11 protein-coding genes are annotated in these 12,985 nt (G+C 67.3%); 4 read left to right on the forward strand and 7 right to left on the reverse strand.

The genetic code is table 11. The annotated features are described in order from the left end of the window. Positions 1-103: 103 nt before the first annotated feature. The 3 genes from AC5P6E_RS14080 to AC5P6E_RS14090 are packed head-to-tail and all read left to right on the forward strand — an operon-like array spanning position 104 to position 4,006. On the forward strand, positions 104-1,990 hold the full coding sequence (locus AC5P6E_RS14080; protein WP_019336655.1) for a DUF3413 domain-containing protein: 1,887 nt from the start codon (positions 104-106) through the stop codon (positions 1,988-1,990). Between the two features lie 20 nt (positions 1,991-2,010). After that, positions 2,011-3,156 (forward strand): glycosyltransferase family 4 protein, encoded by a 1,146-nt coding sequence (locus AC5P6E_RS14085; RefSeq protein ID WP_029379853.1) that lies wholly within the window; start codon positions 2,011-2,013, stop codon positions 3,154-3,156. Next, the gene (locus AC5P6E_RS14090) at positions 3,149-4,006 is read left to right on the forward strand and encodes a polysaccharide deacetylase family protein (RefSeq protein WP_010483075.1); all 858 of its coding nucleotides are present in this window, start codon (positions 3,149-3,151) and stop codon (positions 4,004-4,006) included. Before AC5P6E_RS14085 ends, AC5P6E_RS14090 begins: the two co-directional genes overlap by 8 nt. A gap of 78 nt (positions 4,007-4,084) precedes the next feature. On the opposite strand, the gene glmM is transcribed toward AC5P6E_RS14090, so the two are convergent. The 5 genes from glmM to trpB all read right to left on the reverse strand — a co-directional run bounded on the left by glmM (position 4,085) and on the right by trpB (position 9,239). Continuing rightward, positions 4,085-5,446 (reverse strand): phosphoglucosamine mutase, encoded by a 1,362-nt coding sequence (gene glmM / locus AC5P6E_RS14095; protein WP_010483073.1) that lies wholly within the window; start codon positions 5,444-5,446, stop codon positions 4,085-4,087. After that, complete coding sequence (gene accD / locus AC5P6E_RS14100) at positions 5,446-6,321, reverse strand: acetyl-CoA carboxylase, carboxyltransferase subunit beta (RefSeq protein WP_005410473.1); 876 nt, start codon at positions 6,319-6,321, stop codon at positions 5,446-5,448. Before accD ends, glmM begins: the two co-directional genes overlap by 1 nt. Before the next feature lie 215 nt (positions 6,322-6,536). Next, entirely contained in the window at positions 6,537-7,346 is an 810-nt protein-coding gene (gene trpA, locus AC5P6E_RS14105; protein WP_010483070.1) for a tryptophan synthase subunit alpha, read from the reverse strand. Between the two features lies 1 nt (position 7,347). Then, positions 7,348-8,025, reverse strand: a complete 678-nt coding sequence (locus AC5P6E_RS14110; protein ID WP_019336659.1) for a hypothetical protein — start codon at positions 8,023-8,025, stop codon at positions 7,348-7,350. Beyond that, on the reverse strand, positions 8,022-9,239 hold the full coding sequence (gene trpB / locus AC5P6E_RS14115; RefSeq protein ID WP_019336660.1) for a tryptophan synthase subunit beta: 1,218 nt from the start codon (positions 9,237-9,239) through the stop codon (positions 8,022-8,024). Before trpB ends, AC5P6E_RS14110 begins: the two co-directional genes overlap by 4 nt. Before the next feature lie 96 nt (positions 9,240-9,335). Here trpB and AC5P6E_RS14120 point away from each other — a divergent pair, with 96 nt between their 5' ends. Beyond that, positions 9,336-10,223, forward strand: coding sequence for a LysR family transcriptional regulator (locus tag AC5P6E_RS14120; protein WP_019336661.1), 888 nt, complete (start codon positions 9,336-9,338; stop codon positions 10,221-10,223). Positions 10,224-10,271: 48 nt separating this feature from the next. Here AC5P6E_RS14120 and AC5P6E_RS14125 read toward each other — a convergent pair whose 3' ends face one another. Both AC5P6E_RS14125 and AC5P6E_RS14130 read right to left on the reverse strand, forming a co-directional pair. Continuing rightward, positions 10,272-12,128 (reverse strand): peptidoglycan-binding protein, encoded by a 1,857-nt coding sequence (locus AC5P6E_RS14125; protein ID WP_019336662.1) that lies wholly within the window; start codon positions 12,126-12,128, stop codon positions 10,272-10,274. 48 nt (positions 12,129-12,176) lie between these two features. Next, the gene (locus tag AC5P6E_RS14130) at positions 12,177-12,854 is read right to left on the reverse strand and encodes a hypothetical protein (RefSeq protein WP_010483059.1); all 678 of its coding nucleotides are present in this window, start codon (positions 12,852-12,854) and stop codon (positions 12,177-12,179) included. Positions 12,855-12,985 lie beyond the last annotated feature (131 nt).

Here is a 12,985-nt window from a genome sequence, read left to right on the forward strand (position 1 = left end):
GATACGAAGAAACAAACCGATACAATGCGCAACCCGCGCGCGGATTAACGATCCCGTCACAACCGGGACTCCCGCCCTGTTCCACCTGCCCCCTCCGTCCTTCATGCGTCCTGCTGCTCCTTCTGCCGACACCTCCCTGCCCTCCGGCCCGGCACGCCATTGGCAACGACTGGCCTGGTGGTCGCTGTTCGTGGCCGGCAACGCATTGCTGGCCATGGCGATCACGCTCGGCAACGTGCCGTTGGCCGACAACCCGGGTGGCAGCGTGGGCCTGGCCTATCTGGCCGTCGCCCTGCCCGGCCACCTGCTGGCCTTCGGCGCCCTTGCCGGCCTGCTGCCTCTGCTGCTGGGCCTGTGGCCGCGCAGCGCACGCACGCTGAGCATCAGCGCCGTGCTGCTGCAGGGCCTGTGGCTGTGCCTGTTGCTGGTTGATGCGAAGGTTTTCACTCTGTATCGGTTCCACCTCAATGCCATGGTCGTGAACATGGTGTTCGGCGGTGCGCTGCAGGACCAGGTCGCGTTGTCGTGGAAAACCTGGCTGCAGGCCGGACTGCTGGTAGCCGCCATCTTCGCTGCCGAAGGCTTGTTGGCCTGGGCCTGCTGGAAGCTGCTGCCTGCCCCGCCGCGCCGCCGCCGGGTCCTGCAGGCCTGGGCCGTGGTTGCACTGCTGATGGCCGGCGGCCAGGTCGCCACGGCCTACTACGATGCCCGCGGCGACCGCGACGTCATCGCGCAGTGGAACTACCTGCCCTGGGCACAGCCGATCACCGCCAAGAGCTTCATGCGCAGGCTCGGGGTCATCAGCGAACAGCAGGCCGGCCTGCCCGACCCGCGCCATGCGCAGCTGCTGTATCCGCTGCACCCCCTGCGCTGCCAGAACCCACACCGGCCGAATGTGCTGATGGTGGTGCTGGAGTCGCTGCGTCAGGACGCCATGACCCCCGAGCTGATGCCCAACACGACGGCACTGGCCCGGACCGCGCGCGTGTACGACCAGCATTTCAGCACCGGCAATGCCACCCGCTACGGCCTGTTCGGCCTGCTCTACGGCCTCCCCGGCGGCTACTGGCAGAGCATGCTGGACGAACAGCGCGGCTCGCAGCTGTTCCAGGTGCTGGGCCAGCAGGGCTACGACCTGCACCTGTACGGCAGTGCACCGCTGTACAGTCCGGAGTTCGATCGCACGGCCTTCGCCGACGTGCGCGACCAGCTGCACCAGGGCCCCTCCGCCCTGACGCCCGACAAGCGTGACGCAGCCATCGTCGCCGCACTGCAGACCGACATCCGCACCAGCCAGGCCGCGCAGCGCCCGTGGTTCGGCTTCGTGTTCCTCGACTCCACCCACGCCGGCTACCACCTGCCCACCGGCTACCCGCCGGTGGCCACACCGATGGCCAAGGAGATCGACTTCCTGTCCTTCGGACCGGACCACGACCCGACGCCGGAGCTCAACCGCTACCACACCGCCGTGCACTACGCCGACAGCCTGATCGGCTCGCTGCTGGACGACCTTCGCGCGCAAGGCCTGGCCGACGACACCATCGTGCTGGTCACCGGTGACCATGCCGAAGAGTTCAACGACCTCAAGCTGAACTACTGGGGCCACAACGGCAATTTTTCCGACTACCAGTTGCAGGTGCCGTTCGTGCTGCACTGGCCCGGCCAGGCCAGCGGCCATGAGGCGCGCACCAGTTCGCATGAGGACTGGGTGCCGACGTTGATGCGCCACGCACTGGGCTGCGAGAACGCATTGAGCGACTTCAGTACTGGCCAGGACCTGCTGGCGGCACCCACCACCGGCAAACGTGCGCTGGTGGTGGAGAGCTGGTCGCAGCGCGCGGTACGCCATGGCGATGCCATCTACGTATTCGACAAGTTCGGCAACGCCACCGCGCTCGACCGGCACTACCGCCCGCTGCCGCAGCAGGCTCCGGACGCCGCCGCCATCCGCTCCGCATGGGAAGCGCTGACCCGCTTCCGCAACCGCTGATTTTCAAGGGCCGATCCTGCATGAACCGTCCGCTGCGCATCCTGCATACCGAAGCCGCCAAGGGAATGGGCGGGCAGGAGATCTACATCTTCCGGCACATGCAGGTGATGCGCGCGCGTGGCCATGAGGTGTCGTTGCTGTGCCAGCCCGATGCGCGCCTGGCCACACTGGCACGCGATGACGGTTTCACCGTGCATACGCTGCGCATGGGAGGCCTGGCGCGCCTGCTGCGTGGCGTGTGGTCGGTATCGCGACTGGTGCGCCGCGAACATTACGACGTGGTCAATACCACCAGCCGCCGCGATGCGCTGATCGCCGCCGCCGGTGCACGCCTGGGCGGCACGCCGCTGGTGGTGCGCTCGCGCCATCTGATGAGCCCGGTCAATTCGCTGCTGACCTATACCGGGCTTCCACACCGGGTATTGACCGTCAGCAGCTTCGTCAAGCAGCTGCTGGCCGACCGCGGCATTCCGACCGAACGCATCGGCATCGTGCCGCCGATCGCGGTTCCGCCGCGCTGGAGCGAGATCCGCAAGGCCGATCCCTGGCAGTGCCTGCAGGAGGTGCGCACGCAAGTACGTGCCGAGCTCGGCTTCGGCGAACAGGACATCGTGGTCGGCTGCGTGGCGGTGCTGCGCGAGCCCAAGGGCCACGCCGACCTGCTGCAGGCGATGGTGCCGTTGTGCAAGGCCAACCCGGACCTGCACCTGGTGATCGTCGGCGATGGCCAGGCCGTGACGGAACGACTGCAGGCGATGTGCGCCGAGCACGGGCTGCAGCGCCAGGTGCACCTGCTCGGCTACCGCGATGGAGCCTGCCGGCTGATGGCCGGCTTCGACATCTTCGCACTGGCCTCGCACAAGGAAGCAGCCGGCACCGTGTTCCTGGAAGCGGCTTACGTGGGCGTACCGATCGTGGCCACGCGAGTGGGTGGCGTGCCGGAGATGGTGGTCGATGGCAGCAATGCGATCCTCACCCGTTTGGGTGACAATGCCGCCCTGACAGGTGCATTGCGCCTGCTGGTGGACGACCCGGAACGGCGGCGGCAGATGGGGCGCGCTGGCTGGGACTGGATGCACGGCGCACATCGCTTCACGCCGGACGGCCACGGTGAAGCCACCGAACACTACTACCACCAGTGGCTGAAGGAGCTGGGACATGGCTGATGCGCGAACCGTTCCGGTGCTGATGCACCACCATGTCAGCCCCTCGCCGGGCATGATCACCGTGTCACCGGAAAACTTCGAAAGCCAGATCGCGTGGCTGGCAGGCAATGGCTGGACCTCACTGACGCTGGACCAGTACGCAGGCTTCCTGGCCGGCAAGCCGGTGCCGCGCAGGTCGATCGTCATCACCTTCGACGATGGCTACCTCGACAACTGGGTGTATGCCCATCCGATCCTGCAGAAGTACGGCATGCATGCGGTGGTGTTCGTGGTCACCGGCTGGATGGGCGAAGGCCCGGAACGTCCGCACGCGGGCATTGCCGGGGCGACGCTGCCGCCGACGCCGGACCATCGTGGCTGCGAAGCCGCGATCTACGAGCAGGACCGCAGTGACGATGTGATGATGCGCTGGAGCGAAGCACGTGCGGCCATCGCCGCCGGCACCTTCGAAGTGCATTGCCACACCCATACCCATACCCGCTGGCTGCGCCGCGACGATCTGGACCGTGCGCAGCGCCGCGCAGGCCTCAGCCGGGATCTGGCGATCTCGCGCGAAGTCCTGCAGGACAAGCTCGGCGACGTGTCCGATACGCTGTGCTGGCCGTACGGTGATTTCGACCAGGATCACATCGAAGTGGCGCGCGAGCAGGGCTTCCGCTACCTGCACACCACCCATCCGTTCGGCCGCAACGTGATCGGCGGCGACCCGGAACGCATCTATCGTTTCGCGATCCGCAACCGGCCGGCCAACTGGCTGCGCAAGCGCATCCGCCTGAGTTACAACCCGCTGATCGCGCCGCTGTTCAATGGGTTCAAGGCACGCCAGAAAAAGATGGTGCCGGGGCCGTAGGCGCGACACAGCCCTGCCCGCAAAAAGAAAACGCCCCGGAATTCCGGGGCGTTTTTCCTGTACCGACGGGCAGGCGCCTCAACTGGCGGCTTCACGCACCGCAGCGGACAAGCGGTCCAGCGTCTGCTGCATCAGCGTGGCGTCATCGGCCTCCACGGTGACCCGCACCACCGGCTCGGTACCGGACGGACGCAGGAACGCGCGGCCACGGCCGGCTACGGCCTGCTGCGCCACAGCCAGCGCGGACTGCACGCTTTCAGACTGCACCGTGGCCTTGGCCGAGACATTGCCCAGGCGCACGTTGACGGTCTTCTGCGGCACCCGTACCAGGCCCTTCAGTGCCTGGCGCAGGGTCTGCCCACTGTTGCGCAGCGCGACCAGCACCTGCAGGGCGCTGACTATGCCATCGCCGGTGGTGGCCCGGTCCAGGCACAGCAAGTGGCCCGAGGCTTCGCCACCGAGTACACCACCGCCCTCGACCAATGCCTGGTGCACGTAGCGGTCACCGACGTTGCTGCGCACGAACGGGATCTGCAGATCGGCGAAGGCCTTCTCCACACCGTAGTTGCTCATCAGCGTGCCGACCACCGGGCCGCGCAGGCGGCCTTCGTCCTTCCAGGCGCGGGCCAGGATGTACAGCAGGTCATCGCCGTCGACCGGGTTGCCCTGGTCGTCGGCCATCAGCACACGGTCGCCATCACCATCGAAGGCGATGCCGAGATCGGCGCGGGTCTCGCGGACCTTGGCCGCCAGGTTGTCGATATGGGTGGAGCCCACGCCGGCGTTGATGTTGACGCCATTGGGCTCGGCCCCGATGCCGATCACTTCGGCACCCAGTTCGCGGAACAGCAACGGTGCGATCTGGTAGGTGGCGCCGTGTGCGCAATCCAGTACCAGGCGCACGCCACGCAGGTCGAACGCGCGCGGCACGCTGGCCTTGCAGAACTCGATGTAGCGGCCGACCGCCTCGCGCGCGCGCGACGCCTTGCCCAGCTTCTCCGATTCGGCGGTGGTGAACGGAATGTCCAGCGCCGCTTCCAGGGCCAGTTCGGTGGCGTCGTCGAGTTTCTCGCCCTGGGCGGAGAAGAACTTGATGCCGTTGTCGTAATGCGGGTTGTGCGAGGCGCTGATGACGATGCCGGCGTCCACACCCAGCGTACGGGTCAGGAATGCCACCGCCGGGGTCGGCATCGGGCCGAGCAGCTGCACGTCGGCACCGGCGGCCACCAGGCCTGCTTCCAGAGCCGCTTCGAACATGTAACCGGAAATGCGGGTGTCCTTGCCGATCACCACGATCGGCCTGCGCCCGTCCTGGCCGCGCTGGGCGACCAGGACACGGCCCAGGGCGTTGCCCAGGCGCAGCACGAAGTCGGCCGAGATCACGCCCTGGCCGACCCGCCCACGGATGCCATCAGTACCGAAGTACTTGCGGCCTCCCATCAAGCCACCTCCGGCGCCGGCTGACGGCCCAGCATCGCCAGCAGATCGGACAGGCGGTCGCGCATCTCGCGGCGGTCGCAGATCTGGTCGATGGCACCGTGCTCCAGCAGGAACTCCGAACGCTGGAAGCCTTCCGGCAGCTTCTCGCGCACGGTCTGCTCGATCACGCGCGGGCCGGCGAAGCCGATCAGCGCCTGCGGTTCGGCGATGTTGATGTCGCCCAGCATCGCGAACGAGGCCGACACGCCACCGGTGGTCGGGTGGGTCAGCACCGAGATGTACGGCAGGCCAGCTTCACGCAGCTTGCCCAGCGCGGCCGAGGTCTTGGCCATCTGCATCAGCGAGAACAGGCCTTCCTGCATGCGCGCGCCGCCACTCTGCGAGAAGCACACATACGGGGCACCGATCTCGACTGCGGTTTCGGCGGCCAGCGCGAAACGCTCCCCCACCACCGAGCCCATCGAGCCGCCCATGAAGGCGAAGTCGAACGACGAGGCCACCAGCGCACGGCCCTTGAGCAGGCCGCGCATGGCGATCAGCGCGTCATATTCGCCGGTGTTCTTCTGCGCGATCTTGATGCGCTCGCTGTACTTCTTCTGGTCCTTGAACTTGAGCAGGTCGGTCGGCCCCAGGCGCGCACCGATCTCGGTGGTGCTGTCGGCGTCGAACAGGGCGGCCAGGCGCGCGCGCGCGCGGATCGCCATGTGGTGGCCGCACTTCGGGCAGACCTCCAGATTCTCTTCCAGTTCCGGACGGTACAACGCGCTGCCGCAGTTGCTGCACTTTTCCCACAGGCCCTCGGGGACACTGCGCTTCTTGCTGGGGGTGTTGTCGGTGCGGATGCCGGACGGCATCAACTTGCTGAGCCAACTCATGCGGGAGGACACTTCCGTTCAGGGCGGCCCAAGGGCCGCAAAGGCGGACAGTCTAGCTCCGCTTTCCCCGCCCGTGCACCCCCTTGCCGGCCACGGGGCAGCCTGAAAAAACCATGCTGGGACGTACGTTTAGGTGCTGGGTCGTGCCGGCCGCTGGCCGGCAGCCCTTGCATGCGAGCCGTCAGGAGGATGCCGGCCAGCGCCCGGCACCACCGTTACGCATCCAGCGCCTGCCGCAGCGGGGCCAGGAAGGCTCCAGCGCGCTGCGCGGCCTCTTCAGCCGAGCCCGCTTCGGCCAGCACCGCCACCAGTGCACTGCCGACCACCACGCCATCGGCCTGGCGCGCCATCGCCGCCGCACTGGCCGCATCCTTGATCCCGAAGCCAGCCACCACCGGTACCGAAGCGCGCGCACGCAGGGCCTGCAGGCGGGCGCTGGCAGCATCACTGTCCAGCCGCTCGGACGCGCCGGTGACACCGGCAAAGCTGACGTAATAGAGATAGCCACGGGCCAGCGCCAGCAGCTTGTCGGCACGTGCCTCGCTGGTGGTCGGCGAGGCCAGCAGCACCAACGCCAGGCCGGCCGCATCGAAAGCCTGCTGCGCTTCACCGGCTTCTTCCGGCGGCAGGTCGACCAGCAGCACTCCATCCACACCGGCCTCCACGGCCGCCTTGGCGAAGGCGGCGTAGCCGTGGATCTCCACCGGGTTCAGGTAGCCCATCAGTACTACCGGCGTCTGCGCGTCACGCTCTCGGAACTGCGCCACGGCCTGCAGCACGTAGCGGCTGCCCGCCCCGCGTGCCAGTGCACGTTCGGAGCTGCGCTGGATGGTCGGGCCATCGGCCATCGGGTCGGAGAACGGCACGCCCAGTTCGATCACATCGGCGCCGGCATCGACCAGTGCATGCATGACCGGCACGGTGGCCTCCAGCGAGGGATCACCGGCAGTGATGAAGGGAATCAGCGCCTTGCGCTGCTGCTCGCGCAGTCGCTGGAAACAGGCATCGAGTCGGGATACAGGCATCTCAGGCACATCCTTCAATCAGTTCAATCGCATCGCTGGTCCCCCAGTACATCCGGGTGACCTTCCCTTCAAACAGTTCCAGGCGGATGCCCAGGTCCGAACCCGGGTCCTGCCAGGTGAGGTACTCGCCCTGGTCACCGTCGTAGGCATGCGGGCTGGACACCGGCGGTTTCGGGAACTGGGCCACGGCCTGGGCTCGGGTCATGCCGATGCGCAGGCCGAACGGCCCCGGCTGTTCGACCGGCAGTTCCGGCTCATCGCCCGGCTTAAGATCAAAACGGACCACGCGGTCGTCGTCGGTCATCATCGACACGCCCGGCGGCAGCCCCTTGCCGTCGTAGTACTCGCAGTCGCCTTCGAAGAATTCCTTCGCACCCTGCGCCTTCCAGGGACCCAGTGCCTTCAGGTCACTCATGTGCTGGCCAACCAGCACGTCACCGGCATGATCCAGCGCCACCGAAGCCACCGCGGGCGCGTCATCGCCGCTGGTCCCTTCTTCGGAGGGGGCATCGACAATGGGCGTACGCGCCATCGGGTCAAGATCATCGTTGGCGGCCTGCTGCACAGGCTGCGTGGTGGCTTTGGCGGCCGGTGCCAGCACCGGCGGCTCCGGCGGCTGGCACGCGGCCAACCCCAGTGCCAGCAGCAGCACGCCACTGTTCCGCAGCAGCGCGCTCACAGCACCAGCCCTTCGCGCGCGGCGATGGTATGCACGTCCTTGTCGCCACGGCCGGACAGATTGCAGAGCACGATCTGGTCACGCGGACGCTCACGCGCCAGCTTGATCGCCTGCGCCAGCGCATGGCTGGATTCCAGTGCCGGCAGGATGCCTTCGGTGTGCGCCAGCAGGTGGAAAGCCTGCAGCGCTTCCTCGTCAGTGATGCCGAGATAGCGGGCGCGGCCGGTATCGGCCAGGAACGCGTGCTCCGGGCCGACGCCCGGATAGTCCAGGCCGGCCGACACGGAGTGGGTCTCGATGATCTGGCCGTCGTCATCGCACAGCACATAGGTGCGGTTGCCGTGCAGCACGCCGGGCCGACCCGCCGCGATGGAGGCGGCATGGCGACCCGTGCTGATGCCATCACCGGCGGCTTCGGCGCCGACGATCTCGACCTGGCGATCGTTGAGGAAGGCATGGAACAGACCGATGGCATTGCTGCCGCCGCCGACGCAGGCGGTGATCGCATCCGGCAGACGACCGTACTCGGCCAGCATCTGCTCACGCGCTTCGCGGCCGACGATGGCATTGAAGTCACGCACCATGCGCGGGTACGGATCCGGTCCAGCCACGGTGCCGATGATGTAGAAGGTATCCTGCACGTTGGTCACCCAGTCGCGCATCGCTTCGTTGAGCGCGTCCTTCAGGGTGGCCGAGCCGGAAGTGACCGGTACCACCGTCGCGCCCAGCAGTTTCATGCGGTAGACGTTGATCTTCTGCCGCTCGATGTCGGTGGCACCCATGTACACCACGCATTCCAGGCCCAGTCGCGCAGCAACCGTGGCACTGGCCACGCCATGCTGGCCGGCACCGGTCTCGGCGATGATGCGCTTCTTGCCCATCCGCGCGGCCAGCAGCGCCTGGCCGATGGTGTTGTTGATCTTGTGCGCGCCGGTGTGGTTCAGGTCCTCGCGCTTGAGCAGGATCTGCGCGCCGCCGACGTGATCGCTCAGGCGCTGGGCGTGATAGATCGGGCTCGGCCGGCCCACGTAATGCGCCAGGTCGCGGTCATAGGCCGCCTGGAATTCGGGGTCCTGGCGGGCCTGGTCATAGGCCTGGGCCAGTTCCTGCAGCGGGCCGACCAGGGTTTCGGCAACGAAGCTGCCGCCGTAGCGGCCGAAGTGGCCCTGGGCATCCGGGAAGGCGTGGTAGTCGGCAATGGGGGAGGCAGACATGGATACGACCGGTGGTTCAGACAGGTGGATACTCTAGCGCACGGGTCGTGACCGGAAAATGGATATTATCTGGCGCATATCGTCAGGAAATCTCACATGAGCCGCTCCCTGCTTCCGCCGCTCAATGCACTGCGCGCGTTCGAGGCCACCGCACGCCTCGGTGGCGTGGGCCGCGCCGCACAGGACCTGCACGTCACCCACGGTGCGGTCAGTCGGCAACTGAAGCTGCTGGAGGATCACCTGGGCCTGGCACTGTTCCAGCGTGCCGGCCGCGGGCTGCGCCTGACAGCGGCTGGCACCCGCCTGCAGGCGGCGTGCAGCGAGGCCTTCGGCGGGATCGAGGACTGCGTGCGCGAACTGCGCCGGCCAGCGGCCTCCCCAGCACTGGTACTGGGCTGCAGCGGCAGCGTACTGGCGCGCTGGATGATTCCGCGCCTGCCCGTGCTGCAGGCCGCCCTGCCCGGCGTGCGCCTGCAGTGGTCGGCGCTGGATGGCAGCTTCACCGAAGCACAGGCGGCGCTGGACGCCGTGCTGCTGCTGGCGCAGGGTCCGTGGCCACGGGGCTGGCAGGTCCGCGAGCTGGCACCGGAGCGGGTGGGCGTGGTGGTGGCCCCGTCACATCCGGCGGCGCAGCGCCTGCGGCAGGCACCGCCCTCGGCACTGCTGCAGGAAACAGTGCTGCACACCAGCTCGCGGCCACAGGCGTGGCCGGCATGGGCGCAGGCACATCGCCTGGACCCAGCAAAGCTGCAGCTGGGCACCGCTTTCGAACATCTCTATTACCTGCTGGAAGCAGCAGTCGCCGGGCTGGGCCCGGCGATCGCGCCCGAGCCGCTGGTAGCCGAAGATCTGGCAGCAGGCCGGCTGGTCGCACCGTGGGGGTTTGCCGCCACCGGCGGCTTCTGGGTGCTGGCGCGGCCGGATGGCCCGGCCGATGCACGGGTGGACGCCCTGGCCGAGTGGGCAGCAGCGCAACTGCGATGAGACGAGGCCCCGGGCGGCATTCACCTCCCGGAGCCGGCAACGCAGGCCTCAGCGACCGCCCATCGCGACCCGCTGCTGCTCCTCATGCACCTGCTGCTGGTGCGACGGATCTGCCAGCAGCTTGGCACTGGTCTGCTCCAGCGACGGCGGCGCCTGGGCCAGATCGACAGCGGTGCGGAAGCCCGGCGTCGTGCCCATCACGAACGCCTTGCCATCCTGCACCGTGATGCTCTGCAGCTTGTCGGCCGCGTCGATACCGTTCTGCTTTGCATGCAGGGTGATATTGGCCGCAGCCTCTTCGGAAAACACGCTGGGAAGCTTGCTGCGGACGGCGTTGTGCAGTGCGTGGTCCGGATGCGATGCATCGTTCAGCGACGGCCCCTTCGGCGCAGCCGCTGCAGGTTCATGGCCCTGCGCACGGCCCGCCGCCAGTGCGGCAGTGGTCTGGCGACCGACAATTCCATCGGCCGCCAGCCCCTGCTGCTTCTGGAACGCGATCACCGCTTCGCGGGTGTGGTCACCGAAACGGCCATCCTCCGACAACCGATGGCCCTGCGCATCACGCACGCCGAGCTGATTGAGGGTCTGCTGCAACGCCTGCACGTCGGTGCCACGCTGCCCCTGCTTCATCACCTCGCTGGCCGCCGGGTGTGGTGCAGCCGGCTGCACGGTGGCGCCAGGCCGGGACAGCGCAGGTTCGCCATTGCCATGCAGCGGCGCGCGCACCTGGAATTCCGGCTTCGGTGTCAGCGCACCAACGATGCGGGTGCTTCCGCCATCCCAGTACCCGCCCGGCCGGATGGTGACTTCGGCCGGCCCCGTGCTTCCCTGCGAACCGATGAACTGGATGTTTCCCTGCGCGTCGTAGCCTTTGAAAATACCGACATGCTGGCCCTGCGACGAGGAGAACATCAGGATGTCGCCCTGCTTCAGCGATCCGTTCGGCTTGCGTGCTTCGGCAGCCGAGGTCACGTCGAAATGCTCGCGTGCGTAAGCGGTCGTGTTCGCGCCATTGAACAGCGTCGAGGTAGTGAACCCCGCGGCGTTCTCGCCACGCACGTCGTAACCCGCGTTCTTCAGGCCACGCCATACGAATGCCGAGCAATCCACGCCCAGGCGTCCGTCACCATCGAGATCACGCTCCAGCCGGCTGCTGTCGCGACCGGGACGCGGATGGTCGGGGCGCCCGTATTCGTACTGGCGGCCCGAGGCCATGAAATGCTGATAGGCCTCGTTGTAGAGCGCGGCACTGCCGACTGCAGCCGCGGTCTGGCCCGCCGCGGGCGCAGCTGCCGAAGGCGTCTGTACCTGCGTTTGGGCCTGGGCCTGCACGGGCGTGGCCGCCTGTGCGCGCGTGGGCGGCTGCTGCGTGGCAACCTCACCCGGCTGCCAGCCCTCGAAACGGCGAATGCCGTCGGCCAGCACTTCACGCTCGCGCACGCTCATCTGGCCGACGGTCTTCGAACGCAGATCGACACCCTGGCGATCGCCTTCGGCATAGATGGTGGCCGCCTGCTCCTTGTGGTGGGTGGTGCCGCTGTAATCCTTCGTGGAGTAGCTCGGCAGCATTTCCTCCACGGTCTTGTCGCCGAACCGGCGTTCGAGCAGCTGGATCTTCGCCACCCGGCCCGCTTCATAGCTTTCGAAGACCGCGTTGCCCCATTGGTCGAGATCGACCACGCCCTTGTAGCGCCCCTGCGCCGATTCCAGCGCCTGCTCGCGGGTACGCGGATTGGTCACCGTCTTGTCCGCGCTGCCGGCGAATTCAAACTTGAGATTGCCAGGATTGTTGTTGCGCCACGAGACGCTGCCACCTGATCGTTCGATGACACTGCCATCGTCCATTTCCAGCGTGCGCGTGGTACCTACGCTGCTGACCAGCCGGGTGATTTTTGGATCCGACATGAGCTGTTCCTTTGCCAGTGGTTGATTGGACCGCTCCCCTGGCGGTGATTACATTCCGTTGGAAAACACGTCGAGCACGTCCGCACTGACCCAGCCCTGTGCGCAGTTCCCGGCGTAACGTCCCGGCGCCGCCGCATGGCAGGCCTCGCCCCCTGTGCTGGCCAAGCCAGTGATCGGCCTGTCGCCATAGGTGTCACACAACGTGTTGCCCTTGCACTTGCCGACCGTCGCGGCGGGAACCGCAACGACGTAATAGAACAGGGGATTCTGTCCGGTGCGCCCGATGCCCTGCACGCAGACCAGCTGCCCCTTCGACAGCTTCGCGGTCACGCTGGCCTTGCTGCCGGTGGATGGCACCGCATTCAACGTTTCCACGCCTTTGGCGTCGGCTACGCCGGCGAAGAAACCCTGGTCGCCACAGTCCGGCGACAGTTCAACATCGTAGAAATCGCCGCTGTCCACATCACCGGCCGTGCAGCCGCTGCCCGTACTGGCGTTGCTGCATTTCACGCCACTGGCCTGAATCAGCGCAGCCAGGCCGTCGGCAGCCGGAGCCGTGGCCGGCGCTGCGGCAGGTGCGGCCGCCGGTGCTGCAGCGGCCGGTGCCGACGCTGTCGGGACGGATGAGTCACCGGCCGCACATGCGCCCAAGGCGAGCAGCAGGCCGGGCACGAGCGTCAGGCGGGCCAAGCCGAGACGGTGGGAAGAAAGATGGGGCATATCCATTGCGTCCTCGTTCGAAAGGTAGGGCATATCTCAAGGGTGCGGCCAGCGACACGCACACGGCATCGCACCCGGCCAGGTAAGGCTGGGCGCATTGTGTCCGATCAGATGTTCGGGGGGTGTCGACTTTTTGG

This window comes from Stenotrophomonas sp. YJH_SMC_16 (assembly GCF_059367875.1).

What these genes read in the sequence shown, in the direction of transcription:
- AC5P6E_RS14080 (WP_019336655.1), top strand. Translation starts at nt 104, where the DNA reads ATGCGTCCTGCTGCTCCTTCTGCCGACACCTCCCTGCCCTCCGGCCCG.
- AC5P6E_RS14085 (WP_029379853.1), top strand. Translation starts at nt 2,011, where the DNA reads ATGAACCGTCCGCTGCGCATCCTGCATACCGAAGCCGCCAAGGGAATG.
- AC5P6E_RS14090 (WP_010483075.1), top strand. Translation starts at nt 3,149, where the DNA reads ATGGCTGATGCGCGAACCGTTCCGGTGCTGATGCACCACCATGTCAGC.
- glmM (WP_010483073.1), bottom strand. Translation starts at nt 5,446, where the DNA reads ATGGGAGGCCGCAAGTACTTCGGTACTGATGGCATCCGTGGGCGGGTC.
- accD (WP_005410473.1), bottom strand. Translation starts at nt 6,321, where the DNA reads ATGAGTTGGCTCAGCAAGTTGATGCCGTCCGGCATCCGCACCGACAAC.
- trpA (WP_010483070.1), bottom strand. Translation starts at nt 7,346, where the DNA reads ATGCCTGTATCCCGACTCGATGCCTGTTTCCAGCGACTGCGCGAGCAG.
- trpB (WP_019336660.1), bottom strand. Translation starts at nt 9,239, where the DNA reads ATGTCTGCCTCCCCCATTGCCGACTACCACGCCTTCCCGGATGCCCAG.
- AC5P6E_RS14120 (WP_019336661.1), top strand. Translation starts at nt 9,336, where the DNA reads ATGAGCCGCTCCCTGCTTCCGCCGCTCAATGCACTGCGCGCGTTCGAG.
- AC5P6E_RS14125 (WP_019336662.1), bottom strand. Translation starts at nt 12,128, where the DNA reads ATGTCGGATCCAAAAATCACCCGGCTGGTCAGCAGCGTAGGTACCACG.
- AC5P6E_RS14130 (WP_010483059.1), bottom strand. Translation starts at nt 12,854, where the DNA reads ATGGATATGCCCCATCTTTCTTCCCACCGTCTCGGCTTGGCCCGCCTG.